Source organism: Streptomyces sp. NPDC047022 (genome assembly GCF_040644155.1).
Classification (GTDB): domain Bacteria; phylum Actinomycetota; class Actinomycetes; order Streptomycetales; family Streptomycetaceae; genus Streptomyces.
In genome coordinates, this window is the sequence record NZ_JBEYVV010000009.1 from 181,551 (window position 1) to 207,739 (window position 26,189).

Genomic DNA, 26,189 nt, shown 5'->3' on the forward strand with positions numbered 1-26,189 from the left:
ACGGGGCGCGGCCTGTGTGGCGACCGCGGCGCCCTCGTGGCTTGTCGCGCAGTTCTCCGCGCCCCTCTTGGGTACGTCCGACGCGCCGGAACTCGAGGAGGCAAGCCCCATGCTTGATCACGTCATCAAGGGTGCGACAGTCGTCGACGGGACGGGCACACCCGCGTACACCGCTGACGTAGGCATACGGGACGGCCGTATCGCCACCGTCGGCCGGATCACCGAGGACTCCCGTACGAGCGAGGACGCGGCAGGACTCGTCCTCGCCCCCGGCTTCGTCGACCCCCACACCCACTACGACGCCCAGCTCTTCTGGGACCCGTACGCGACCCCGTCCCTGAACCACGGGGTCACCACGGTCGCGGCCGGCAACTGCGGATTCACGCTCGCCCCGCTGAACCCCGCGCGCCCCGAGGACGCCGACTACACCCGCCGGATGATGGCCAGGGTGGAGGGCATGTCCCTGGTCGCCCTCGAAGAGGGGGCGCCGTGGACCTGGCACGGCTTCGGGGAGTACCTGGACGCCCTGGAGGGCCGGATCGCCGTGAACGCGGGCTTCATGGTGGGGCACTGCGCGCTGCGCCGGTATGTGATGGGCCCGGACGCGATCGGCGGCCGGCCGACCGGCGAGCAACTGGCCGCGATGGTCCGGCTGTTCCACGAGGCCATGGACGCCGGGGCCTGGGGCCTGTCCACCACCCAGTCCTCCACCCACTCCGACGGAGACGGCCACCCGGTCGCCTCCCGGCACGCCGAGCCCGCCGAACTGCTGGCCCTGGCGAAAGCGGTGGGCGAGCACGACGGCACGCAGATCGAAGCCATCGTCGCGGGCTGCCTCGACCAGTTCAGCGACGCGGAGATCGACCTGTTCGTGGAGATGAGCGCGGTCGCCGGACGTCCCCTGAACTGGAACGTCCTGACGATCGACGCGGCCGTACCGGAACGCGTGCCGCGCCAGCTCTTCGCGAGCGAACGTGCCCGCAAGGCGGGCGGCCGGGTGGTGGCCCTCACCATGCCGATCCTTACCCCGATGAACATGTCACTGGGCACCTTCTGCGCCCTGAACCTGATCCCCGGCTGGGGAGAGATCCTTGGTCTGCCCGTGCCCGAGCGGATCGCCAGGCTGCGCGACCCGGAGGTGCGGGCGGAGATGCTGCGCCGCGCGAACTCCAAGGAGGCGGGCGTCTTCAGGCGGCTCGCGAACTTCGGGCGGTACGTCATCGGGGACACCTACAGCCCGGTGAACGAGGGCCTGACCGGCCGCGTGGTGAAGGACATCGCAGCCGGACGCGGCCAGGACCCCTTCACCTGCCTCGTCGAGATCTGCGCGAACGACAACCTGCGCACGGTCCTGTGGCCCATGCCCACCGACAACGACCCGGCATCCTGGGCCCTGCGCGCCGAGACCTGGCGGCACGAGGACGTCCTGCTCGGCGGCTCGGACGCGGGCGCCCACCTGGACCGCATGTGCGGCGCCCCGTACACGACCCGGTTCCTCGGGGACTGCCTGCGCGGCCGGAAGCTGGTGCCGCTGGAGCAGGCCGTGAAGATGCTGACGGACGATCCCGCGCAGCTCTTCGGGCTGCGGGAGCGGGGCCGGGTGCGGGAGGGCTTCCATGCGGACCTGGTCCTCTTCGACCCGCAGCGCATCGACGCCGGCCAGGCCACCCTGGTGCACGACCTGCCGGGGCAGAGCCCGAGGCTCGACTCCAAGGCCATCGGGATACGGGCGGTGTGGGTCAACGGTGCCGAGGCGATCCGGGACGACGTGGTGACCGGGGCCGTGCCGGGCAGGGTGCTGCGCTCGGGCCGCGACACCAGGACGGTGAGCACCAAGTGAGCGAACGCCAGCGACTGTTCATCGGCGGCGAGTGGACCGAACCCGACGGCGGCCACTACGAGGTCGTCGACCCGGCGACCGAGGGGACCGTCGGCTGGGCGCCCGAGGCGTCCCGGGGGCAGGTGCACGCGGCGGCCGCCGCTGCGCGTGAGGCGTTCGGGCCGTGGTCGCGTACGGCACCCGAGGATCGGGCGGCGGTCCTCGCCCGCGCCGCGGACGTGATGCAGCGCAACCTCGTGCCCTACGCCGAGCTCGCCCAGGCGGAGAGCGGTGCCACGACCGGGACGGCGCGCGGGATGCAGGTCGGTGTCGCGGTGTCCCGTTTCCGCCGCTACGCCCGTGTGGAGCCCGTGGAGCAGCCGCTGCCGCCGCAGATCAACGAGGCGGGACCGTTCGGTCCGGCCGCCGTGATGGGAGCGCTGGCCGTACGCCAGCCGGTCGGCGTCGTCACCTGCATCACCTCGTACAACAACCCCTGGGCGAATCCGGCGGGCAAGGTCGCCCCCGCGCTGGCGATGGGCAACACGGTGTTGGTCAAGCCCGCCCCGCAGGACCCGCTGTCCGTGTACCGCATGGCGGAGGCCCTCCAGGAGGCGGGCGCCCCGCCGGGCGTGGTGAACGTGGTCAGCGGCTCGCACCCGGACACCGGCGAGGCGGCCGTGGACAGCCCCGACGTCGACATGGTGAGCTTCACCGGCTCCACGGCGGTGGGGCAGCGCATCGCCGAGGTGTGCGGCCGGTCCATGAAGCGCCAGCTGATGGAGCTGGGCGGCAAGGGCGCGGCGCTGGTCTTCGACGACGCGGACGTGGACGCGGCGGTGTCCGGGATCGGCACGACGTTCTCGTTCTACAGCGGCCAGATCTGCACGGCACCGACGAGGGTGCTGGCACAGAGGGGCGTCTACGACCGTGTGGTCTCCCGACTGGCCGCATACGCATCGCGCTTGCCGGTCGGCGACCCACGCGAACGGGCGACGGTGGTGGGCCCCCTGATCTCCGCGGCACACCGCGACCGAGTGGAGTCGTACATCGAACTGGGCCGCAAGGAAGGCGCGAGACCGGTCGCCGGCGGAACCCGCCCACCACACGACCGCGGTTTCTACGTCACCCCCACTCTCCTGGCGGACTGCACCCCCGACATGCGGGTGGTCCGCGAGGAGATCTTCGGCCCCGTCGTCGTGGTCGTCCCCTTCGAGGACGAGGAGGAGGGCACAGCCCTGGCCAACGACAGCGACTACGGCCTGATCGACTACGTCTGGTCCGGCGATGTGGCCCGCGCCTTCCGCGTGGCCCGCCGGCTGCGGGCGGGCGGGGTCGGAGTGAACACCGTCGGCCGCAACATGGAGGCGCCGTTCGGCGGCTTCAAGAAGAGCGGCGTGGGCCGCGATGTGGGCACTTACGCCCTGCACGCGTACAGCGAACTCCAGGCGATCGTCTGGCCGGGCTGAACGAACTGCTCACCGGGTGAAGCAGGACGCGGGAGGCCGCGGGTCCGCCGAGCGGACGAGCAGGCCCGTGTGCCCGCCGCGGCCCACGGTCATGCCCACCGGCTCGCGCGCAGCCTCCCGTTCCTCGCTTCGCGGCTCTGGTGCCGCAGCAGGCGACGTTCGCCCCGTCGCAACGCCCGGGCCCCACGTACCCAGTGCGTACCGTGCCCCGTGCGGCGGCTGCTACCGGCCCAGGAAGATCGGATTCGTGAACGCCGCCAACGCCCCCGGCAGCGGCCCCACGGCCGTCTCATGGCGCAGTTCGGCGCGTACGTACGCCGCGTAGGAGGGCGTCGTGTGCCATTCCGCCGTGCCCGGCCCCGACACCGGCAGCGGGTCGCTCGTGAACAGGACGCCCTGGTCGGTGACGAGGCGGATCGTGCAGCGAGGCGCACCCTCGGCCGTGACGCGGACCGTCACCGGGGCGTCGCGGTCCACGCGCAACCGCTCGCCGATGCCCGCGTGTTCGCCGCGCCCGCCGGTCACCTCGAACGTCAGCGAGACGTTCTTCGACTCGGCCACGTACGAGCGGCCCGCGCGCAGCCCCTCCTGGACGGCCTCGCGGGTGAGGTCGTCGGCGAGGACCACCGTCTGCGGGGAGCCGACCGCGTCGGGCGGGCGGTGGGCGTCGCTGTTGCCCATCGCGGGCAGCCACCGGGCGTGGCCCTCGCGGACCGCCGCCACCAGCGTGTTGTCCCACTCGGCCAGCGTCACCTCGTCGTCCGGCGTGTAGGGGCCGTTCCACACCTCGACCGCGTCCGCCTCCCCGAACCCGAACTTCCAGCCGCAGCCGACGCAGGTGGCGTGCGGATGGGCCGGGACGACAAGGCCGCCCGTCCGGTGGATCTCCCGGGCGAACCGCGCCCAGCGGTTGTCGCGTGCCCGGTAGCGCCAGTCGATGAACGTGCCGGGGTCGGTGCCCAGGGCGAGCACATGGCCGTTGCGGGTCGTCACCTCCTCGCCCAGCATGACCAGCAGGTCGTCGCCCGCGACATCGGCCCAGTGCGCGTGGGAGGAGTGGGTGTTGTGCTCCGAGGTGTTGATGAAGTCCAGCCCGGCGGCGCGCGCCAGCGCCGCGATCTCCGCGGGCGTACGGCCGCCGTCCGAGTACCAGGAGTGGAGGTGACAGTCGCCCCGGTACCAGGCGCGGCCACGGCCCCTCGCCCGGGACGGCGGGTACACGGGCACGGGAGTCTCGCCCGGCGAGCCGTACGTGAGCGTGATCGTGACCTCGTAGGCCAGGCCCTGCGCTGCCACGGTGTACGGGCCCAGCGCGATATGCCAGGTGCCGGGGCGGACCGGTCCCGGGATGTAGCCGGGGGTGGCGTCGTCGGCGCGGAGGAAGAACTCGCCGCGCGCGCCGCCGGACCAGCCGCGGAAGCCCTTGCCGCCCAGGTCGGTGCCGCGTTCGTCGAAGACGCCGATGTCCAGGGCGTTGCCCGGGGTGCCGGCCGGGACGGACGGTCTGTCGTAGGAGTAGGCCACCTTGATCTCGCGGACGCCTTCGGGGACGTCGACGGGCAGGTACACGAAGTCGGGGCAGCCGGGGGGCAGCGTGCCGCGCACCGTCCTCGTCTCCTGGTTGTCGGCCGCCTCCGCGGCGGGACCCTGGGGGAAGCTCACAGTGGCCAACGTAAGCGCGGCGGCGGCGCCCGTCACGAACAAAGCGCGTCTGCCGATGCCGTGGTCGTCCTCGCACATGGTGCTGCTCCCAACGTGTCGGATGGCAGGGGTGGTGCGGGGCTGGCACGTACCACTGTGGTGTGCGCCCGTTAACTCCTGGGCAAAAGCAGCCGATCGGAAGCCGCGAGACGGTGTAACACCGGGTGCCCGTCGGATCGCCACGCCTCATCTCCGCGAACGTATGCTCGGGGGATGACGACTTCCGCGACCTCCGGAACCGGCGGCCCCACCGAGAACTCCATGCGGCGCGCCCTCAAACGCGCCCGTGACGGTGTCGCGCTCGATGTCACCGAGGCCGCGGTGCTGCTCCAGGCCCGGGGCGCGGACCTGGACGATCTGACCGCGTCGGCCGCGCGGGTACGGGACGCGGGCCTGCTGACCGCGGGACGGCCCGGTGTCATCACGTACTCGAAGAGCGTCTTCATCCCCCTGACCCGGCTGTGCAGGGACAAATGCCACTACTGCACCTTCGTCACCGTGCCCGGCAAGCTGCGGCGCGCGGGGCACGGGATGTTCATGTCCCCGGACGAGGTCCTGGACGTCGCCCGCAAGGGCGCCGCGCTCGGCTGCAAGGAAGCGCTGATCACGCTGGGGGACAAGCCGGAGGACCGGTGGCCCGAGGCGCGGGAGTGGCTGGACGCGCACGGCTATGACGACACGATCGCCTATGTACGGGCCATCTCGATCCGCATCCTGGAGGAGACGGGCCTGCTGCCCCATCTCAATCCCGGTGTCATGTCGTGGACGGACTTCCAGCGGCTGAAGCCGGTCGCCCCGTCGATGGGCATGATGCTGGAGACGACGGCGACGCGCCTGTGGTCGGAGCCGGGCGGTCCGCACCACGGCTCTCCCGACAAGGAGCCCGCCGTGCGGCTGCGGGTGCTGGAGGACGCGGGCCGCTCCTCGGTCCCGTTCACCTCCGGGATCCTGATCGGGATCGGGGAGACGTACGAGGAGCGCGCCGAGTCGCTCTTCGCGTTGCGGAAGGTCTCCCGCGCCCACCACGGCGTCCAGGAACTGATCATCCAGAACTTCCGCGCCAAGCCGGACACGGCGATGCGCGGCATGCCGGACGCCGAACTGGACGAACTCGTCGCGACGGTGGCCGTGGCCCGGCACATCATGGGGCCCGCCGCCTGCCTCCAGGCCCCGCCGAACCTGGTGGACGACGAGTACGAGCGGCTCATCGGCGCGGGCATCGACGACTGGGGCGGTGTCTCCCCGCTGACCATCGACCACGTCAACCCCGAACGGCCCTGGCCCCAGATCGAGCAGCTGGCGCGCCGCTCCCGCGCGGCCGGCTTCGAGCTGCGCGAACGCCTGTGCGTCTACCCGGAGTTCGTCCAGCGCGGCGAGCCCTGGCTGGATCCGAGGCTGCTGCCGCACGTCCGGGCGCTCGCGGACCCCGATACGGGCCTCGCGCGCACGGACGCGCTGGTCGAGGGAAGGCCGTGGCAGGAGCCGGAGGAGGCGTTCACCGGCCAGGGCCGGGGCCGCACGGACCTGTACCGGACCATCGACACCGAGGGCCGCACGGGCGACCGCCGCGACGACTTCGATGCGGTGTACGGCGACTGGGAGGCACTGCGCGAGGCGGCCGTACCCGGCATGGTGCCGCAGCGCATCGACACCGATGTCCGCACGGCCCTGCGCACGGCCGCGGACGACCCGACCCGGCTCACGGACGACGAGGCCCTGGCCCTGCTGCACGCGGACGGCCCCGCCCTCGACGCGCTGTGCCGCATCGCCGACGACGTGCGCCGCTCGGCGGTCGGCGACGACGTCACCTACATCGTCACGCGGAACATCAACTTCACCAACGTCTGCTACACGGGCTGCCGCTTCTGCGCGTTCGCGCAGCGCCGCACGGACGCGGACGCCTACACCCTCTCCCTGTCCCAGGTCGCCGACCGCGCCCAGCAGGCGTGGGACGTGGGCGCGGTGGAGGTGTGCATGCAGGGCGGCATCCACCCCGATCTGCCCGGCACCGCCTACTTCGACATCGCGCGCGCGGTGAAGGAACGGGTGCCCGGCATGCATGTGCACGCGTTCTCACCGATGGAGGTCGTCAACGGCGCCACCCGCACCGGGATGTCCATCCGCGACTGGCTGACCGCCGCGAAGGAGGCCGGGCTGGACACGATTCCCGGCACGGCCGCCGAGATCCTGGACGACGACGTCCGCTGGATCCTCACCAAGGGCAAGCTCCCGGCGGCCACCTGGATCGAGGTCGTCACCACCGCGCACGAGCTGGGCATCCGCTCCTCCTCGACCATGATGTACGGCCATGTGGACCAGCCCCGCCACTGGCTGGGCCATCTGCGCACCCTCGCCCGCGTCCAGCAGCGGACGGGTGGCTTCACGGAGTTCGTGACGCTCCCGTTCATCCACACCAACGCACCCGTCTACCTCGCCGGCATCTCCCGCCCGGGTCCGACGACGCGCGACAACCGCGCGGTGACGGCCATGGCGCGGCTGCTGCTGCACCCGCACATCCCCAACATCCAGACGAGCTGGGTGAAGCTCGGCGCGGAGGGCGCGGCGGAGATGCTCCGCTCCGGTGCGAACGACCTGGGCGGCACGCTCATGGAGGAGACCATCTCCCGTATGGCGGGCTCCTCCTACGGCTCGTACAAGTCCGTCAAGGACCTGGTGGCGGTCGCGGAGGCGGCGGGCCGCCCGTCCAGGCCGCGCACCACGCTGTACGGGGAGGTACCGCAGGAGCGGCAGAGGGCGGCGGAGGCATCGGACGGGCACCTGCCGGAACTGCTGCCGGTGCTGGACTGAGAGGGCCGGGAACGCCGGGGAGCGGACGAGGTCAGCGCATCAGCTCCCCGGCGTTCACCAGCAGGGACTGCCCCGTGACCGCCCGCGCCCGGTCGGACGCCAGGAACACCGCCGCGTCCGCCACGTCGCCGTCCGTGGCCAGTTCAGGCAGCGCCATCCGGTCCGTCAGGCGCTGCCTCACCTCTGCCTCCGGTACGCCCTCGGTATGCGCCGTGAACCGCACGTACGCCTCCACGGGCGGGCCCCACATCCACCCGGGCAGCACCGTGTTGACCCGTATCCGGTACGGGCCGAGCTCCCGGGCCAGCGAGTACATCGCGCTGGTGAGCGCACCTTTCGAGGACGCGTAGGCGGCCTGCCGCACCTGGGAGGGGGCGGCCACGGAGGACTGGGTGCCGATGATGACGACCGAGCCGCCCCCCGACTTGAGCGCGGGCAGGCAGGCACGGGTCATCCTCAGGGTGCCCAGCAGGTTCACGTCGATCACCGACTGCCAGGTGGCGAAGTCCGCGTCCTCCAGACCGCCGAAGTAGCTGTCCCAGGCGGCGACATGGACCACGGCATCAAGACCGCCGAACCGCTCGAGCGCCAGCGCGGCGAGCGCCTCGCACTGGGCCTCGTCGGTGATGTCCGTCGCACGGTAGGCCGTGTGCGCGCCGTCCGGGTCGAGCGCGGAGGCGGACTTGGCGAGGTTCGCCTCGGTACGCGCGCCGAGGACGGCGTTGCCCCCGTCCCTGACGACGGCCGCGGCGACCTGGTGGCCGAGTCCGGCCCCGACTCCCGAGACGACGACGGTCTTGCCCGCGAGCAGTGACATGGCGATGGCCTCTCGGCTCTCGGCTCTGGCGCTTCATCTGACGATCCGTCAGAGTATGGGCGTCCGGGGGAGGAAGGAAGAGGACTGCGGCAGCGGACCTCCGCAAAGGGCGACGGCAGAGAACGGCGGCAGAGAACGGCGGCAGAGGGCAAGGGAAGGAAGGGCGGGCGGCATGGGCAACGGAATGGACAGCGGGATGGGCGAGGACACGCGCAGTGATGTGTACGCGGAACTGGCCGCCGTGGGGCCCTACGGCGTCCACCCCGGGCACGCCCTGATCACCATGGTGGAGCCGCATCCGGGGCACGAGTACGCCTACAACCGCTGGTACGAGGACGACCACTACTACGCCGGCGCCATGGCCATGCCGTGGATGTTCGCGGGCCGCCGCTGGGTCGCCACCCGCGAACTGCAGCTTCTGCGCTACCCGGAGAAGTCGGCGGTCGCACAGCCGGTGACCACCGGGTGCTATCTCTCGACGTACTGGATCACGGACGGCCGCTACGACGACCATATGCGCTGGACGGTCGGCATCAACCGGCGTCTCAACCGCGACGGTCGCGTCTACCAGGACCGTACCCATGTCTTCACCTCGTTCCAGGACCACGAGGCGACGGTGTACCGGGACGGCGCGGCGGGACCACGCGACTTCCATGCGCTGGACCACCTCTACGCGGGCCTGGTCCTGGAGGTCATCGACGCGAACGGGCCGCAGGAACGCGCTGAACTGGTGGAATGGCTGCGCACCCGCCATCTTCCGCGTCGGCTCGCGGGTTCCCCGGCGGCGATGGTCACACTGTTTCGCCCCACGCCGCTGCCGGGGGACCGGATGACCTATGTGAAGCAGGTGGAGGGGGTGGACACCCGGCTCACCCTGCTGTGGTTCCTGGAGGCGGACCCGGGGGAGTGCTGGGAGCGGCACTTCGCGGATCTGGACCGGGCGGTGGCGGAAGGGGGTCTCGGCAGGGTGGAACTGGTGGCGCCGTTCATTCCCACCGTGCCGGGTACTGACCGGTACGTGAACGAACTGCGGTGACGGGGGCCCAAAGTGCTAGCCCCCTCGGCCGGGACGGCGGTCCAGTCGAGAGGGCTATCGCTGATCTTTGTGGAATTGTCCCGCTCGGTGTTACTTGATCGACGCGACGAAGCTGTTCCAGGCGTCGGCGGGGAAGGCCAGGACAGGCCCCTCGGAAACCTTGGAGTCACGTACGGCGAGCGCCGCCGTGGTGGGCGACTTGACCTCGACGCACGCGCCGTTGCCCGCCGAGTACGACGACTTGACCCACGTCTCCGTGGACCCCTGCTGTACTGCCATGTTCACTCCAGTAGCGAGTTGCTGTGGTGATCCGGCCACCGTGTTTGTCTGATGGCGCGATCGACGCTACTCGGCAACTTTCCTGTCCGGAGGGAGCGTTCACTCGACCGAATGGCATATTCCAATGGAGCTTCCGCCTGAAGGTTCCGCTGGTGTAAGATCCGCCGCCCTTTGTTCCTCGCCGGTCTCAGCGGCATCGGCCTTTCAGCGTGCGTAGTCCTTCGCGACCTCCGCGATGTACTGGCGGGACCGCTCCACGCTGAGGGCCTGGGCCCTCAAGTGCTCGTACATCACGGAGTACTTCTGCACGTCCAGGGGCTTTTCCAGATACAGGTCACTGGTGACGCCCTCCAGGTACACCACGCTGGAGTCGGCGGTGTCGGTGAACTCCAGGATCGAATACTGGCCGTTGAGACCTGGATGCGCCCCCGCGTCGAACGGCAGGACCTGCACGGTGACATGCGGCAGCTGGGACATCTCCGCGAGATGCTCCAACTGCTCCCGCATCACCAGGCTGTTGCCCACGACACGGCGCAGCGCGGCCTCGTCCAGCACCACCCACAGACGCAGCGGGTTGCTCGTGGCGGCGACACGGTCCTGACGCCGGATCCGCACCTCGATGCGCTTGTCGATCTCGGCCGCCGAACTCTCGGGCAGCGCGCCCTGGATGAGCGCCTCGGCGTAGGCACGGGTCTGCAGCAGACCGGTGATGATCTGGGGCTCGTACACCCGCAGCGACTCCGCGTCGGTCTCCAGTCCGATGTACACGCTGTATGGGATGTCGCCGAACGCGTGCCACCAGCCCTGCTGGCGGGAGTCCCGGGCCATCTCCATCAGAGAGTCGACGACGCGCTGGTCGTCGACGTCGTACACACCGCACAGATCGCGGACGTCGCGCGGGCTGATGCTGCGGCGGCCGTTCTCCAGGCGGCTGATCTTCGACTGCGAGACGAGCAGGCGTTCCGCGACTTCTTCGGCCGTCATGCCCTTGACTTCGCGGAGCCGTCGCAGTTCTTGGCCGAGCCGGCGGCGCCGGACGGTGGGGTTGACATTGGACGCCACGGGACGTGCACCTCCGGCTGCGTACCTCTACTTTGTGTATCTGCTGCTGAGCAGATTGCCACCAAGGTGCTTCTTACCGCTGGGAAACAACGGATATGCCGCGCCCGCCGCCCACTTGGGCCGCCCTTGGTGAGAAGTTGGCCGGACGGCATATGACATTGCCGTGCCTTAAGGGTACGGACGTCCGGATGCCTCACGAGCCGGCGTCATCGTACGGAATCGCGGCCGCACCACCTCGAATCGGCGCGCGCATACGAGCGCGCGGGGCGGTGGGGCCGTGTCGTCGCTTGTGACGTACCGTCCCACCGCCCCGCGCGTGCTCGCGGCTGCCTGCCACGGCACTAGTGCCGCGGCAGGCAAGGTTCGCCCCGTCGCGACGCCCGGCACATGCTCTCGCCGCACCGGCCGAAAGCCCAAGTACATCCAGTACGAGGGCTTCCGGCCGGCACGCCGAGAGCACGCGCCGGACGCCGCTCCTCAACGGGCAAACGTTGCCTGCCACGGCACTAGCTCGGGGACCGGCTGTGTGCGCCGGGCCGTGCGATGTCTCCCGATACGTGCCGTACGCGCGTGCTGTGAGCGCCGTACCTGCCGTATCGATCCTCCTGTGCCTGTCTCGCTGGGTCGGCAGAGTGGTCCAGGCGGGTGGTTTCTGCCGTGGGTCCGCGCTGATTCCGCTGGGCCGTGGAGCTCCGGCTCAGCGGGTCAGTGGGCCACGACGCGTGCCATTGATCCGCGGCGCGGCTGCATCGGGACACCGCGAGCGGGTTCCGCTGTCGGCCTGGCGGCCGCGGCCGGACGGCCGGCCTGGGCCGGATTGCGGCGCGGCTGCGCGGCCGCACCGCTCTGGACGTCCATCACCGCGTGCGCCACGAGGCCGCCCATGGGGTCGTGCCTGATCAGATCCCGCAGCCGGGAGCGGGACGAACGTCCCTCGTTGCCCGGATACAGGTGCTTGCCGAGGCCGACCGCGTGCGCCAGTGCGGCAAGTGCCGCGGTCCGCGGGTCCGGTGGAACGCCGGTGCGGATCGCGGAATCCAGCCGGGCCCTGATCTCCCGGCTGATGGCGGTGTCCGTCGCCTGATACCGAGTCGTCGGCAGCACCCCGCACATCTGGCCCGGCACGGCCTGGACCATGCCGCACCGTTCGAGATGCGAGAGATAGGTCTGGCGGAGCCCGAGACGCGGCCCGCCGATCCAGTGGACGGCCCGAACCGGAGCGCCGCGCCTGCGCAGCAACTCCAGCGCGGAGTCCAGAGTCGGATCTCCTGTCGGCCGTGGTGCCACCACGGCGATACGATCCCCGTCAGGGGCTATCCGTCCGGCCAGCGCCAGCTCCACTAGCTGTGCTCCGGCCAGACCAAGGTCGAGCGACTGCGGCTGCGCAGTGGTACCCGTGGCCGGGTCCAATGCGAGCAGCAGAAGCTCCTCCGGAATTGTTCTGCGGCTCCTGCCCATCCATGCCTCCCCGCGTGGATGAATGACAGGGTGACCCCTCTCACATTGGTCTGTCGAGAGTGCGTGACCGGAATGTAGTGGAACCGCTACGTATGTCGTTCTCGTCTAGCCCAGGGGTTAATCCCTCACACAGGACACTGGTACATGGTTCGGACAACGCTGTCCGGGCGTCGGTTCACGGTTCGGCAAGGCGCGCTGCCCGGGTGTGTGGCGCGAGGAGGAGGCATCGGTGGCGGGCGAGTCCCCCGACAAGTCGAAGCAGCACGGGTCGTCGGAAGAACCGACGTCGGGGAGCGGCGCCGCGGTTCCGGTGCCGACCAAGGCCGGGGATGACCCCCGGCTCGTGATCGCCGGTGAGAAGGCGCGGGTCGATCAGGCGACGGCGGTCTTCTCCACGCGGGGGTTGCGGGGCACCTCCGGTGTGGCCGTGGACGAGGGCGGGGCGGCGCCCGCCGACACTGCTGACACGGAGAAGCCCGAGAAGCCCGAGAAGTCCGCCGAGTCCGAGAAGTCCGCGGAGACGGAGAAGTCCCCGGAGGCGGAGAAGCCCGCTGAGGGTGAGACGTCCGCCGAGGCTCAAGAGCCTGAAGGGGCCGACTCCGACGGCGACATCGGCGCCGGCGATGACTCTGCCGCTGACACGGAGCCGGAAGCCCCCGCGGCCGAAGAGGCCCCTGAAGCCGAAGAGTCCCACGGAGCCGAAGAAGCCTCCGAAGCCGAAGAGGCCTCCGAGGGCGGGAGCGCGGGCGAGGAGGCCTCCGAGTCCGCCGGTGAGGCCGACGGCGCCGCCAAGTCCGGGGACGGGAAGGCTTCCAAGCCCGCCGTGGACCAGCCCACCGCCGTCTTCAAGGCGCGGCGCCCCGTCGTGGACCAGCCCACGACCATGCTCAAGCTGGGCGGCGCGAAGACGCCGAAGGCCCCGGCGGAATCGGATAAACCGGATGATTCCGGCAAATCCGATGAATCCACCAAGAAGCCCGTGGTGGACCAGCCCACCACCATGCTGAAGCTGGGCGGCGCCACGAAGCCGTCGGACAAGCCGTCGGACAAGCCGTCGGACAAGCCGTCGGACAAGCCGTCGGACAAGCCCGCTCCCGCGTGGGCGGCCAAGTCGCCCGCGTCGGACGGCGACAAGCAGGCCGACGGCAAGCAGACCGCCGCCCGCAAGCCGGACGAGTCCGATGCCGAGCGCACCAGCAAGTTCGTGGCCCTGAAGGCGCTCGACGAGCCGAAGCCCCAGACGGCGAAGCCGGAGAGCCCGAAGGCCGAGCCCAAGCCGAAGCCCGTGTCCGCGCCCGCCGACGCGACCGCCGCGCTGCCCCAGGTCGGCCCCGAGCGCACCGCTCAGCAGCCGCTTCCGCCGAAGCCGCCGCTCGATCTGCTCGCCGAGCTGACGAACACCCCGCCGCCGCCGGAGACCCCGGTGCGCACCATCGTGCGCCGGATCAAGATCTGGACCCCGCTCGCCGTTCTGCTGGCGGTCATCTTTGCGATCGTGCAGGCGGTCCGTCCGCTGCCCGCCGCTTCCCTCGCGCTGACCGCCGACGACACCTACACCTTCGGCGGCAAGCTCGACCTGCCGTGGCCCGGCCAGGGCCAGTCGGCGGTCGAGGTGGACGGCGTCGGCCTGGTCGGCACCGATGGCGTCCAGACCCCGAAGCCCATCGCGAGCGTCACCAAGATCATGACGGCCTACGTCATCCTGCAGGACCACCCGCTCAAGGGCGCCGAGGGCGGTCCGAGCATCACCGCGGACCAGCAGGCCGAGGACGACTCCAAGAAGCTGGACGAGTCCACGGCGGCCATGAGGAAGGGGCAGCAGTTCACGGAGCGGCAGGCGCTCGAGATGCTGATGATCCCGTCCGGGAACAACGTGGCGCGGCTGCTGGCCCGCTGGGACTCCGACAACAAGACCTTCGTCGGCAAGATGAACGCCGAGGCCAAGAAGCTCGGCATGACGAAGACGACGTACACGGACCCGAGCGGTCTGGACTCCACGACCGTGAGCACCGCCGTGGACCAGCTCAAGCTGGCCAAGGCCGCCATGCACAACCCGGTGTTCCGCGAAGTCGTCGGGATGGGCGTCGCGCACATCCCCGGTCTGGACAAGCCGATCTACACCACCAACGATCTGCTGGTGAAGGGGATCGGCGTGATCGGCCTGAAGACCGGCTCGTCCACCCCGGCGGGCGGAGACCTGGTGTGGGCGGCCACCAAGGTCGTCGGCGGCAAGACGCAGACGATCTACGGTGCCGTCCTCAACCAGCACGCTCCCGGCATCCTCGACCACAGCCTCAAACTGGCGCTGAGCAACAGCGAGAAGCTGATCAACAAGATCCAGGACAGTCTGACCACGGCGACGATCGTGAAGAAGGGCGAGGTCGTCGGGTACGTGGACGACCAGCTCGGCGGCAGGACGCCCGTGGTCGCCACTCAGAACATGACGGCGGTCGGCTGGCCGGGCCTGAAGACCAGGCTCTCCCTCGGTGACGGCGGCCAGGCGGTCCCGCACGAGGCGAAGGCCGGGACGGTCGTCGGCCGTCTCACGGTCGGCGATGACTCCAGCCGGTCCGTGAACATCCCGGTCGCCCTGCAGAAGGACCTGACCGAGCCGGGCTACGGGGAGAAGTTCACCCGACTGGGCTGAGCCGGCGGGAAGCCCCCGCGACACGTACTCCGCCCGCCGGGCCCCCGCCCGGGAGCCCGGCGGCGGGGTGCGTGCTAGCGTCGCGAGATCGAGCCGGGCCGCGAGCCTCGCATCCTGGCCCGGGACGGACCCCGGAGCGAAGCCTGTCGCAACGTTGAGGGAACTCTTGCGGACGGCCGGGCACGGGGCGAGAACGGGAGAACGGAACCGAGACCGGGACCGGACGACGGAACCGGAAACGGTGGAGAACAGAACGGGATACGGGGAGTGCCTTCAGGTGGCCACAGCGGAGCCGACACACGCCGACGACGCCGATCCGGGCCGTAGGCCGGGCGAGGCATCGGACCGGCGAATACCGCCCCACGCGCCCGCGGCAGACCCCAAGCCCTCGGACGGCGAACCCACCGGGGAACCGGCGGACGTCCCGGCCCCGCAACCGGCCGCACCCTCCCTTCCGCCCGCCCTGCGGACCCTGCTCACCCGAGTGAGCTCGTCCCGGGCCGGGGACCTGGCCCGCAGGCATCCCGTCCTGGCGGTCACGGTCCTCGCCGGCGTGCTGCACCTCGTCTGGTTCTTCACCTTCGCGAACAGCGGCGGCGACCTAGCCGCGCAGGACGCGTGGGCCGAGTTCGTGGGCCGGCACCCGGACTCCGCGTACAACCTCGCCTGGTACGGCGGCATGCACCCGGTGTCGTACAGCGTGGTGTCTCCCTATCTGATGTCCGTCCTCGGCGTCCGTACGACGATGATGATCGCGGGCACGATCTCGGCCGGCCTGCTCATGCTGATCCTCATCCGCAGCCGCGCCGTCCGTGAACCGCTGTGGCCGGCCATGGCCGGGGTGTTCGGGCTGCTGTGCAACGCCATCTCGGGGCGAGTGACCTTCGGTCTGGGCACGATGTTCGCACTGGGCGCGACGGCGAGCGTCTTCTGCTGGCCGTACCGCTGGCGCTACAAGCGGTGGGCGAAGGCGCTGTGCGCCGCGCCGCTCGCCGCGCTGGCCACCATGTCGTCCCCGGTGGCGGGCCTGTTCGTCGGACTGATCGCGGTCGCGCTGTTCCTGCAGAAGCGCCGCCCGGGCGCCTGGGCCCTCGGCCTGGCGCCGACCGCGGTCGTCGGCCTGTCGGCGTGGCTCTTCCCCTTCTCCGGCACCCAGCCGATGACCTTCTGGTCCGCGATCCTGCCCTTCGCCTTCGCGGTCCTGGTCTTCCTCCTGGTTCCCGAGGAGTGGAAGACGGTACGGATCACGGCGGGGGTGTACGGGCTGTCCGTGCTCCTCGTGTGGCTGATCAGCTCCCAGATCGGCTCGAACATCACCCGGCTCGCGATGCTCTTCGCGGGCGTGGCGCTGATCGCGGCGCTGCCGTTCACCGTGCCGCGCAGCCGGAAGTGGTACGCCATCGTCGTGGCGTTCACCGGCTTCATCGTGTACATCGGCGCCAAGACGATCGACGACATCGTGCACACGACCCCCGCGGCGTCCTGGGCACGCGAGCTCGCTCCGCTGGTCAACCAGCTCCAGGTGACGGGCGCGGAGAAGGGCCGGGTGGAGGTGGTCCCGGCGCGCTCGCACCGTGAGGCGTCGGCGCTCGCCCCGTATGTGAACCTGGCCCGCGGCTGGAACCGGCAGGCCGACATGGAGCGCAACCCGCTCTTCTACGACGACACGCTCAACTCCGCGAACTACCACGCGTGGCTTCAGCGCTGGGCTGTGCACTTCGTGGTGCTGCCGAAGGGGGAGCCGGACGGCGACGGCGGCCAGCGCGAGCGCGAACTCGTCCTGCGGGGCATGCCGTACCTGAGGGAGATCTGGGGCGACCCGAACTGGCAGCTGTTCGCGGTGACGGACCCCACCCCGCTGGCGGATCCCCCCGCGGTGGTCGACCGGGCGGAGCAGGGCGAACTGACGATCGAGGTGAAGAAGGCGGGCCGGGTGCTCATCCGCGTCCCGTACTCGCCGTGGCTCGGCCTGGTCGACGCGCAGGGCAAGGGCGTCAAGCCGCCCCAGGAGACGGAGGTGTCCAAGCACCGCCCGTCCGGCATGCCGAAGTCGTACGTCAACCTCAACGGCTGCCTGATGGACACGCCCGAGGACACCTCCGGCGACAAGTGGACGGAACTCGTGGCCCCGCGTGCGGGCACCTACCGCCTGGCCGCCCCGTACCAGCTGCCACGGGGTACCCCCTGCCCGCAGGAACTGCGCTGAGCCACCGCCCCCGCCCCGCCGGCGCGCGCCGAGCAGGGCAGGGGCGAGTGGTGCCCAGGGTCTTTCGTTTGGATCAGACCCCGCGAGCCCGGTCTGATCCAAACGAAAGACCCTAGGCGCCCTTGACGGGAAACGCCACGTCACACACCGCGTCCTCGGGCCCCGCCGCGTCCCAGTCCGCGAAGTACACCTCACGGCAGGGGCCCGCGTACTCCAGCCCCTGCTCCGCCATCCACGCCTCCACGGCCTCGAACGCCGCGAGGATCTGCGGATGCGCCACCTGTGCCTTGGTGATACGGGTGCGGGCGAGCCGCTGGGCGGGCTCCCGCCGCACCCGGATCTCCCGTGCCCGGCCCTGCGCCCTCGCCCAAGCCTCGGCCGCCTCGCGGTCGGCCACCGGCACACACGCCTCCGCGGGCCCGTCGCTCTCCTGGGACACCGCCGCGTAGTACACGACGAAGGGCGATCCGCTCACCCCGCCGCACTCCCGCGCCGCCGCCTCCAGCCGCCCCAGCGAGGCCCCGATCCAGGCCGGCAGCTCGTCCCCGAGCACATGCCGCTTCTCGGTGATCAGCACCTGCTCCGGCACGTCCACCGTCTCCACCACGAACTTCCCGTACATCTCGGAACTCCTCCCCGACAGTCGTCCACGGAGGTACTCGGCGAGCCTGCGCTGCGCGGCGATGCGCTCCTCGACACCGGCCCAGTAGCCGGCGAGCAGTTCGGCCGCCCGTTCGCCGTCCGACTCGCGGGCGGCGACCACCTCGGCGATCCGGGCGAGCGGCATGTCGAGGCGGCGCAGCAGTTCCACGGTGCGGGCGCGCTCGACCTGGTCCGTGCGGTAATAGCGGTAGCCGCTGGTCTCGTCGACGTGCGCGGGAGCCAGCAGCCCCAGCCGGTCGTAGAGCCGCAGTGCCTTCGCCGACAGCCGCGAGCGGGCCCCGAACGCGCCGATGGTCAGCAGATCGTCGTCCACCAGGTCATCCTCCGTCGCCGGGCGCCTTTCGCCCGGCGAGGAGGACGCTCCTGTCTGCCCCAGGGGCAAGGTCAACCGCTTCGGATCCTCAGCCGAGGGCCTTTTCGACCGCCGCCAGCACCTCGGCCGCCTCCGGCTCCGTCTGCGGGGAGAACCGGGCGGCGATCCGGCCGTCCTTGCCGATCAGGAACTTCTCGAAGTTCCAGCGGATGTCCCCGGTGTGTCCCTCGCCGTCCGCGAAGCCGACCAGACGCTCGTACAGCGTGTGCCGACCCTCCCCGTTCACCTCGACCTTCTCGGTCATCGGGAAGGTCACGCCGTAGGTCGCCGAGCAGAACTCCGCGATCTCCTCGGCGCTCCCGGGCTCCTGCCCGAGGAACTGGTTGCAGGGCACTCCGAGCACGGTGAAGCCCAGCGGCGCATACCGCTCCTGGAGCCGCTCAAGACCCGCGTACTGCGGGGTCAGCCCGCACTTGGAAGCCACGTTCACCACGAGGACGGTCTTCCCCGCGTACTGGGCCAGATCCGCGGAACCGCCCTGGAGGGATCCGATCTCAACATCGAGCACGTTTTCTGTCATCGTCATGAGGCGATGCTAAGCCGCGCCCGAAATACGCGGAGACCTCGCCACCCGCGGGACGTCGGGCCGGGGGCGCGGGCGGTACGGAGCGGCGGGGGAGGGGACGGGTGCCCGCCGGATGACGGCGCCTGGAGCGGCGAGCCGTCGTTCCGGCGGGCGCCGCGGCCTACGCCTGCTCGGTGTGCGGCAGGGACTGCGGGGCCGGAGCCGGGGCGGGGACCTCATCGAGCCGGGGGTCGCGCCGAGCGCCGGGAGCAGCCGCCGGAGCCTGGGCTCCGCCTGCCGGCGGTACCGCCGGCGCGGGCCCGCCCTCGGACCCCAGCTTGGCCGCCGCACGGTCGAAGTACCGCAGCAGTTCGACCGGGAAGGGCATCACGAGCGTCGAGTTCTTCTCCGCGGCGACCTCCACGACGGTCTGCAGAAGCCGCAGCTGCATGGCCTCCGGGGTGTCCGACATGATGCGGGACGCGTTCGCGAGCTGCTGGGCCGCCTGGAACTCGCCGTCCGCCGTGATCACGCGGGCCCGTCGCTCACGCTCGGCCTCCGCCTGCCGGGACATGGACCGCTTGAGGGACTCGGGAAGCTGCACGTCCTTGATCTCGACACGGTCGATGTGGACGCCCCATCCGGCGGCCGGGCTGTCGATCATCAGGGCGAGCCCCTCGTGCAGCCGCTCACGGTCGGTCAGCAGATCGTCGAGGTCGCTCTTGCCGATGATGGAACGCAGCGAGGACTGGGCGACCTGGCCGACCGCGAAGACGTAGTCCTGGACCTCGATGGTGGCCCGGACGGGGTCCGTGACGCGGAAGTACACCACGGCGTCGACCTTCACCGAGACGTTGTCCTTGGTGATGCCCTCCTGGGTGGGCACCGGCATGGTCACCACCTGCACGTTCACCTTCCGCATCCGGTCGGCGACCGGGATCAGGAACGTGATGCCCGGCTGCCGCTGCTGCGGCAGTGCCTTGCCCCAGCGGAACACGACGCCCCGCTCGATCTGGTTGACCACGCGCATCCCACTGCGCAGTACGAGCAGGGCCAGCACGACCACCAGGGCTACTGCGACGACGGTGCCTTCCATGGCACACCACTTCCCTCACTGGGGTGTCGAAGAGTGACATCCCAGTGGACACCTGAGAGCGGAATCCGGATGCGCGTCGAGCGTCAGGATTTCGTCAAGTCGCGGACGGACGAAGGCCTTGGACGACCGGCGGCGACGCGGCCGACCCGCCGGAGGTGTTCATTCATTGTTCAGGCCCGCTTTCCGGCGGCCCACGCGGCATCACATACAGTCCTGCCGCTGACGGGTGATCACAGGGTCCCGGGCGCCGTGCGGGTCATGCGCGCGCCGGGGGCGTACGGGGTCGGTGAGGTCTACGACGGCTGAGGGGGGCTGTGCGGCGCAAGGGCTTGACGGCCCGACGCCGTGACGCCGCAGCGCCGTACGGCCGCACGCCGCACTCCGCATGCCTCACACCCCGGTCGGGACGCCCGGCGGCGGACACCCACACACATGCCTGGGGGGCATTTCGTTGAACTCTCGCACGCGCCGCAATCTCGCGGCGTTCACGTCGGCCGCTTCGCTGGCGGCCGGTCTGCTCGGTGCGTCGGCATCGGGCGCACAGGCGGACGGCAACAGCCCGGCGGGGGGCCAGATCGGCCTGTACGGCGGCAGCACCGGCATCGAAACCGTCAACGCGGGCGGAACGGGCCTGCGTTCCGTGCCGGGCATCCCGAACTACGGCTACGCCCCGAACTGGGCGCCGGACGGCAGCAGGGTGGTGGCGGGCTGGAGCCAGCTGGCCACCGGCCGCGTCACCGGCTCCACTTCGCTCATCACCCTGCCCTGGGCCACCAAGGTGCGCGCCAGCGCCTCCTACGAGAACCCGGTGTTCTGGCAGTACGGCCGCTACGTGGTGTTCAGCACCGCCGGTCAGCTCGTCTACGGGCCCTCGGACGGTTCCTGGGCGCCGGAGCCGCTGCTGGCGGCCACGCAGGAGCCGTCGACGGTCTCCGACGCGCATCCGACGGCGAGCCCGACGGGCACGCTGGCCTTCGAGCGGAGCAGCGGCAGCGGCAGCCCGGACATCTGGACCTACGACCCGGCCACCAAGGCCATGAAGAAGCTCATCGCCTCCGGTTCCTCGCCGGTGTTCTCGGCGGACGGCGGCAAGTTGGCGTTCACCCGCCAAGTGGGCGACTGGACGCAGCTGTTCACGGCCGACGCGAACGGCGGCAATGTTCAGCAGGTGACCACCGACGAGTCCGACCACCTGGCCCCGAGCTGGGACCCCGCGGGCGGCCGGATCGCCTACGAGGCGCACAGCTCGCACGCCGGCTGGTCCGACGATGTGCAGACGGTACGCGTCCTCGACCTGGCGAGCGGGACCTCCACCCAGGTCACCGGGGCGGGCAAGGGCGGCAGGCCCGCCTGGCAGCCGCTGCGGAAGAACTACCTCACCCGGGTCTACGGCACCGGCGCCATCGGCATCGACGGGGCCGCCTCCCGCTGGACGTTCGACGCGCTGGGCCACGCGCATGTGCCCGGTCTGGTGAGCGCCCGGTCCGCAGTGCTGGTCAACAAGGGCAATGCCACCTACTCGGCCCCGGCGATCGCGCTGGCCGCCGAGAAACAGGGGCCCGTCCTGATGACCTCCGGTAGCGGTCTGGACTCCGCCGCCGCCACCGAGCTCAAGCGCTCGCTGCCGAAGGGCAGCACCGTCTACCTGAACGGTGGCACCAGCCTGCTCGGCTCGAAGGTGGCGAGCCAGGTACAGGCGCTCGGCTACAAGCCGCTGCGTCTGGACGCCCCCGACCTCTCCTCCCTGTCGGCCCGGGTCGCCAAGCAGATCAGCGGTGCCCCGAGCTGGGTCTTCGTCGCCGACGGCAAGGAGTACCACGACCCGATCGCCGCGGCCACGGCCGCCGGAGCGCTGGGCTACCGCGGCACCGGAGTGGTCCTGCTGACCAACGGGACGACCGTTCCGAGCTCGGTCAAGAACTACCTCAACACCCTGAACCCGGGGACCACGGGACTGGTGACGGTCGGCTCGAACGCCACCCAGGCGGTGCAGCACGCGATCCTCAACAAGGTCTGGAACTTCTGGGCCATCGGCGGCAAGACCCATGAGGACGTGGCTGCCAACCTGGCCCGCTTCTGGTGGACCTCGCCGACGCAGGCGACCGTCGAGGACACCTGGTCCTGGCAGAACGCCGTCGCGGGCGGCTACTCCACCGCTCCGTACGGCCCGATGCTGTGGTCCTCCGAGTCCACGCTCTCGGCGCCGGCCGCGGCCTACCTGAACGAGCGCGCCGCGAGCATCTCGGTGGTGCAGACGTTCGGCGGCAACTCCTCGTACCTGCCCGCGAACCGCACCGCGATCGGTGCTGCGATCGCCGCGAGCAGCGCATGGACGACCACGGTCTGGGCACCCGCCGGCGACACACCGGCATCGGCGGCCATGGCACGCCTCTCCCGGGCCACGGCCCCGGCCACAGCCGCCGCCTCCCGCCCGACGGCCACCGCCGCACCGAAGCCCGGCGAGCACCTGCGTTCCCCCGACGCGCACAGCGCTCACTAGGGCCGCGACGGGGCGAACGCTGCCTGCTGCGGCACTGGCCCCGAACCCGGACGAGCCGCCCCGCGCCCTTGACGGGCGCGGGGCGTTGTCGCTCACACGGCTTCGCCGGGCCGGTGGGCACAGCCGCGACGTACCCGCGGGGACAATGCGGTGCCTGGCGGAATCCGCCCCCCGTGACCAGGCGCGGCCGTACAGTGCGGCCTCATGCCCGCACCCAAGGCCACGGTCGCCCCCACCCAGCCCACCGCCGCGGAACTCACCGCTCTCCTCGGCTCCGTCAGGGCCTCAGCCACCCGTATGCACGCCACGCTGGCGGAGATGACGGACCATCAGGTCAACGAGTGGTCCGCGCTGCCCGGTTGGAGCCGGGGGCATGTCATCACCCATGTGGCACGCAGCGCCGACGCGTACCGATGGCTGCTGTCCCTGGCCCGCACCGGAGCCGGGCCGGGCCCGCGCGCCGATGCCCCCGCACCGGAACGAGCGCTGCGCGAGGGCGCCGGCCGGGACGCCACCACGCTCGCGGCGGATCTGCGCGACAGCATGGACCAACTGCTGGACGAGGCGGCGCTGATGCCGGCCGAACGCTGGTCCACGCTCCTCACCTCCCTCCCCGGCTACCGCCATCCCGCCTGGTTCACGCTCCACCGCGCACGACGCGAACTCGAGATCCACCACGCCGACCTGCTCCTCGGTCACACCACGGCCGACTGGCCCGCCGACTTCGTCTGCTGGGCCCTCGACGGCACCACCACAGCGCTCGGCGCCCGGGCCTTCCCCGTCGCCCGGATGGAGGCCACGGACCTGGACCGTTCCTGGTCCCTCGGCCCGGCCGGGCACACCGTCTCCGGTCCGGGCCATGCCCTCCTCGCCTGGCTCGCGGGCCGCGGAGGGGAAGCCGAACTCCGCTCGCCCCTGCCGCTGCCGAAGCCGCCGCCGTGGCCGCTCGCGCCGTACCCCGGCTGGTCCTGACCGTACGTCAGTGGGCGCCCCGCACCTGTCCATGCCGTCCGTCCCCTCCGAAGGGCCGCGACCCAGGACGCCTCCGTGGCCCGCCGAATCGCGATGGCGTGGCTGAGCGGCAAGGGATCAGGGTCCCGTTGTTCATGCCAAGTACCTTTTGACACGGGGACGTTCATGAGACGAAGAACCTTCGCCGGCCCGGCCGCGGTGTTTGTGTCGGTCGCGGCTGTGGCCGCCTCGCTGCAGGCCGCCGGCCCGGCCGGTGCCACCGCAGCGGTGGCGAGGGAGTGCCCACCGTGTGGGTGACGCTCCCGCCCGGCACCACCGCCGTCGGCCACTCGGCCGACTGTGCCCCGTGGCAGCAGGACAATCCCACGGCTCAGGCCCACGGTCCGTACGTTTGCGACCCGTCAGGCATCGTCCTGACCAAGGGCCAGGTCACCAAGTTCACCCTGACCGTCCGCGTCGACGAAGTGGTGACGCACGCCAAGGGCGGCGCCCAGCTGGTCTGGGGCCTGGACCCGTCCCACTCCCACCGGCCTGTGTTCGATCCCGACAGCCACAACGACACCGCCGCGCTCACCCTGAACTGAGCCCGGAGCCTGAAGCACGGGTGGATGCCGGGCCATGGGCGCTCGGCATCCACCATGGCCGTGCCGCACCGCTGTGCGAGCGGGGATACGCGGGCACGAGCCCGACCCTGATCCTGGAGTGCGCGCACCCTCCACCGAGTCTCGGGGTCGAGTGGGGGTTTGCTCAGGGCGTTCCCCGATGAGGCGACCCGCCGGTGCGGAAGAGACTCGTGTCGGGGCCGGACGATCACTGGTCCCGGCCATCGAGTCCACCGTCATCCGCCGACATCCCGCGAGTAGCCGTGAGTTGCCGCGAGACCCGGCGAGGTCCACCGAGATCATGGAGTGCCGCATCGTGAACAGTTCAGCCCGTCGCACCCGTTGGACGACCTTAGCCGTCAGCGCGGGACTGCTGATGACTCTGGCCGCGGGAGTGGCGTCCCCCGCCACCGCCTCCTCCGCCACCCCGGGCGGCCCCGCACACGCTGCCGCCACCGTGCCGCTGCCCGCGCTGGACCCGGCCGCACTGAAGGCGGCCATCGGCGGCCTGCCGAGCGCTGACGTCACCGGCGCGCTGGTACGGATCACTGGCCGTGCGGGCCACTGGTCGGGCACATCGGGGGTGGGCAACCTGGAGACCGGTCAGGGCGTTCCGCCCGATGCGCACATCCGGATCGGCAGCATCTCCAAGGTCTTCACCGCCACGATCGTCCTCCAGCTCGCCGCCGAACACCGCATCGACCTGGACCAGCCCGTCCAGCGGTACCTGCCGGGCGTACTGCCCGCCGACCTGCCGCCCGTCACGGTCGGCCGGCTGCTCAACCACACCAGCGGCCTGCCGCGAGGCGGCGACGACCCGGACTTCGGCGACGGCAGCCCCGAATGGTTCGCCGCCAACCGCCTGAAGAGCTTCACCCCGCAGCAGGTGATCGACACGATGGCGGGCCGGCCGATGGAGTTCGCGCCGGGCACCGCGCAGCAGTACAACGGCATGAACTACTACGTCGCCGGCGTGCTGATCGAGAAGATCACCGGACGTTCCTTCGCGGACGAGGTGCGCTCCCGGATCACCCGGCCTCTCGCCCTGCACGACACCTACGTCCCCGACGCCCACGACCCGCGGCTGCCGAGCCCGCACTCCGACGGCTACCTGACGGTCACGTCCCCGGACGGCAGCACGCGTCCGGTGGACGTCACCGAGCAGAGTCCCTGGCCCTGGGCCGAGGGAGGAATGATCTCCACACCCGCCGACCTCGACCGTTTCATGACCGCGCTCTTCCGTGGCCGCCTTCTCCCGCCCGCCCAGCAGGCCGAGCTCTTCACGGTGCCCGACGTCCCCAGTCACCACAGCAGCCAGTGCCGTTCCGAGACCGACGCCGGCCGGGCCTGTATGACCATGGGGCTGATGCGGGTCAAGGCGTCCAACGGCGTCGTGGTCTGGGGCAAGACGGGCTCCCGCCCCGGCTACACCAGCGGCGTGTTCGCCACCCGCGACCTCTCCCGTACCATCGTCTACTCCCTCAACCCCACCAATCTCAACGGCACCGAGATGCGCTACATCCAGCAGATCGCCGCCGCCTCCTTCGGCACCGTGGTCCCGGCCAAGAACTGACCTCGAACCAGCAGGGCGGGCTTTGTGCGCCATGCGAGGGAACCCGCGTCCAGCACCCCTCGGTCCTGGGCATGGATGGCCGTGTCGAACACCTACGGCTTCAGGGGAGCACGTATGCCGAACATTCCGGCTGAACTGCGGTACACCGAGTCGCACGAGTGGGCGCGCAAGGAGGGAGACGGCACGATCACAGTGGGCATCAGCGACCACGCCCAGAAGGCTCTCGGCGACGTCGTGTTCGTGGAACTGACCAAGGTCGGCAAGGTCTTCGAAGCCGGCGACGCCGCCGGTGTCGTGGAGTCGGTCAAGGCCGTGACGGACATCTACTCACCGGTCGGCGGCGAAGTCATCGCGGTGAACGAGGAGCTGTCCGACACCCCCGAGTTGATCAACGAAGAGCCGTACGACAGCTGGATCTTCAAGCTCAAGCCGTCCGACCTCTCGGAGCTCGAACGCCTCCTCGACGCCGCCGGTTACAAGGCCGCGATCGGCGAGTGACCCGAGGGCCCGACCGCATCGAGCCCGGTCATGCGGAGGCGGCCTCGGCGTGCCCGCGGCCGAGGGCCGCCGCCGAGGCCACGGGCACGCCGGGAGCCGGCCCGG

At 70.9% G+C, this 26,189-nt stretch carries 19 protein-coding genes; 11 read left to right on the forward strand and 8 right to left on the reverse strand.

Features of this window, described 5'->3' with window-relative positions; genetic code table 11:
* Positions 1 to 109 precede the first annotated feature (109 nt).
* Together ABZ845_RS13205 and ABZ845_RS13210 are read left to right on the forward strand one after the other, a co-directional pair.
* On the forward strand, positions 110 to 1,840 hold the full coding sequence (locus ABZ845_RS13205) for a D-aminoacylase (protein ID WP_360977417.1): 1,731 nt from the start codon (positions 110 to 112) through the stop codon (positions 1,838 to 1,840).
* A complete protein-coding gene (locus ABZ845_RS13210; protein WP_360977420.1) occupies positions 1,837 to 3,288 on the forward strand; it encodes an aldehyde dehydrogenase family protein in 1,452 nt (483 codons plus the stop codon). The genes ABZ845_RS13205 and ABZ845_RS13210 overlap by 4 nt, the downstream gene beginning before the upstream one ends.
* A gap of 222 nt (positions 3,289 to 3,510) precedes the next feature.
* On the opposite strand, the gene ABZ845_RS13215 is transcribed toward ABZ845_RS13210, so the two are convergent.
* Positions 3,511 to 5,028: a CehA/McbA family metallohydrolase gene (locus ABZ845_RS13215; protein ID WP_360977423.1), complete on the reverse strand. Its 1,518-nt coding sequence runs from the start codon at positions 5,026 to 5,028 to the stop codon at positions 3,511 to 3,513.
* 174 nt (positions 5,029 to 5,202) lie between these two features.
* Between ABZ845_RS13215 and ABZ845_RS13220 the strand changes: the two genes are divergently transcribed.
* Positions 5,203 to 7,797: a bifunctional FO biosynthesis protein CofGH gene (locus tag ABZ845_RS13220; RefSeq protein WP_360977426.1), complete on the forward strand. Its 2,595-nt coding sequence runs from the start codon at positions 5,203 to 5,205 to the stop codon at positions 7,795 to 7,797.
* Between the two features lie 31 nt (positions 7,798 to 7,828).
* Here the strand turns inward: ABZ845_RS13220 and ABZ845_RS13225 are convergent, their stop codons facing one another.
* Positions 7,829 to 8,614 (reverse strand): SDR family oxidoreductase, encoded by a 786-nt coding sequence (locus tag ABZ845_RS13225; RefSeq protein ID WP_360977429.1) that lies wholly within the window; start codon positions 8,612 to 8,614, stop codon positions 7,829 to 7,831.
* Between the two features lie 196 nt (positions 8,615 to 8,810).
* Between ABZ845_RS13225 and ABZ845_RS13230 the strand changes: the two genes are divergently transcribed.
* Entirely contained in the window at positions 8,811 to 9,650 is an 840-nt protein-coding gene (locus ABZ845_RS13230) for a hypothetical protein (protein WP_360977527.1), read from the forward strand.
* Between the two features lie 90 nt (positions 9,651 to 9,740).
* Here the strand turns inward: ABZ845_RS13230 and ABZ845_RS13235 are convergent, their stop codons facing one another.
* The 3 genes from ABZ845_RS13235 to ABZ845_RS13245 form a co-directional block, all read right to left on the reverse strand.
* Positions 9,741 to 9,929 carry a DUF397 domain-containing protein gene (locus ABZ845_RS13235; RefSeq protein ID WP_360977432.1) on the reverse strand — a complete coding sequence of 63 codons (189 nt, stop codon included), beginning with the start codon at positions 9,927 to 9,929 and terminating at the stop codon, positions 9,741 to 9,743.
* Between the two features lie 204 nt (positions 9,930 to 10,133).
* On the reverse strand, positions 10,134 to 10,991 hold the full coding sequence (locus ABZ845_RS13240; protein WP_360977435.1) for a helix-turn-helix transcriptional regulator: 858 nt from the start codon (positions 10,989 to 10,991) through the stop codon (positions 10,134 to 10,136).
* Between the two features lie 705 nt (positions 10,992 to 11,696).
* The gene (locus ABZ845_RS13245) at positions 11,697 to 12,449 is read right to left on the reverse strand and encodes a GPP34 family phosphoprotein (protein ID WP_360977438.1); all 753 of its coding nucleotides are present in this window, start codon (positions 12,447 to 12,449) and stop codon (positions 11,697 to 11,699) included.
* A gap of 229 nt (positions 12,450 to 12,678) precedes the next feature.
* Between ABZ845_RS13245 and ABZ845_RS13250 the strand changes: the two genes are divergently transcribed.
* Both ABZ845_RS13250 and ABZ845_RS13255 read left to right on the forward strand, forming a co-directional pair.
* Entirely contained in the window at positions 12,679 to 15,096 is a 2,418-nt protein-coding gene (locus tag ABZ845_RS13250) for a D-alanyl-D-alanine carboxypeptidase (RefSeq protein WP_360977441.1), read from the forward strand.
* A 277-nt stretch (positions 15,097 to 15,373) separates the two neighbouring features.
* Positions 15,374 to 17,302 carry an MFS transporter gene (locus tag ABZ845_RS13255; RefSeq protein ID WP_360977444.1) on the forward strand — a complete coding sequence of 643 codons (1,929 nt, stop codon included), beginning with the start codon at positions 15,374 to 15,376 and terminating at the stop codon, positions 17,300 to 17,302.
* 112 nt (positions 17,303 to 17,414) lie between these two features.
* On the opposite strand, the gene ABZ845_RS13260 is transcribed toward ABZ845_RS13255, so the two are convergent.
* The 3 genes from ABZ845_RS13260 to ABZ845_RS13270 form a co-directional block, all read right to left on the reverse strand.
* Complete coding sequence (locus tag ABZ845_RS13260) at positions 17,415 to 18,278, reverse strand: MerR family transcriptional regulator (RefSeq protein ID WP_360977446.1); 864 nt, start codon at positions 18,276 to 18,278, stop codon at positions 17,415 to 17,417.
* A gap of 88 nt (positions 18,279 to 18,366) precedes the next feature.
* Complete coding sequence (locus tag ABZ845_RS13265) at positions 18,367 to 18,864, reverse strand: glutathione peroxidase (RefSeq protein ID WP_360977449.1); 498 nt, start codon at positions 18,862 to 18,864, stop codon at positions 18,367 to 18,369.
* A gap of 160 nt (positions 18,865 to 19,024) precedes the next feature.
* Positions 19,025 to 19,939, reverse strand: coding sequence for a slipin family protein (locus tag ABZ845_RS13270; RefSeq protein WP_360977452.1), 915 nt, complete (start codon positions 19,937 to 19,939; stop codon positions 19,025 to 19,027).
* Positions 19,940 to 20,390: 451 nt separating this feature from the next.
* Between ABZ845_RS13270 and ABZ845_RS13275 the strand changes: the two genes are divergently transcribed.
* The 5 genes from ABZ845_RS13275 to gcvH all read left to right on the forward strand — a co-directional run bounded on the left by ABZ845_RS13275 (position 20,391) and on the right by gcvH (position 26,084).
* Complete coding sequence (locus ABZ845_RS13275; RefSeq protein ID WP_360977455.1) at positions 20,391 to 22,439, forward strand: cell wall-binding repeat-containing protein; 2,049 nt, start codon at positions 20,391 to 20,393, stop codon at positions 22,437 to 22,439.
* Positions 22,440 to 22,643: 204 nt separating this feature from the next.
* Positions 22,644 to 23,411 (forward strand): maleylpyruvate isomerase family mycothiol-dependent enzyme, encoded by a 768-nt coding sequence (locus tag ABZ845_RS13280; protein ID WP_360977458.1) that lies wholly within the window; start codon positions 22,644 to 22,646, stop codon positions 23,409 to 23,411.
* 287 nt (positions 23,412 to 23,698) lie between these two features.
* The gene (locus ABZ845_RS13285; RefSeq protein WP_360977461.1) at positions 23,699 to 23,995 is read left to right on the forward strand and encodes a hypothetical protein; all 297 of its coding nucleotides are present in this window, start codon (positions 23,699 to 23,701) and stop codon (positions 23,993 to 23,995) included.
* Between the two features lie 334 nt (positions 23,996 to 24,329).
* The gene (locus ABZ845_RS13290) at positions 24,330 to 25,586 is read left to right on the forward strand and encodes a serine hydrolase domain-containing protein (protein ID WP_360977464.1); all 1,257 of its coding nucleotides are present in this window, start codon (positions 24,330 to 24,332) and stop codon (positions 25,584 to 25,586) included.
* A 114-nt stretch (positions 25,587 to 25,700) separates the two neighbouring features.
* Positions 25,701 to 26,084: a glycine cleavage system protein GcvH gene (gene gcvH, locus ABZ845_RS13295; protein WP_360977467.1), complete on the forward strand. Its 384-nt coding sequence runs from the start codon at positions 25,701 to 25,703 to the stop codon at positions 26,082 to 26,084.
* Positions 26,085 to 26,189 lie beyond the last annotated feature (105 nt).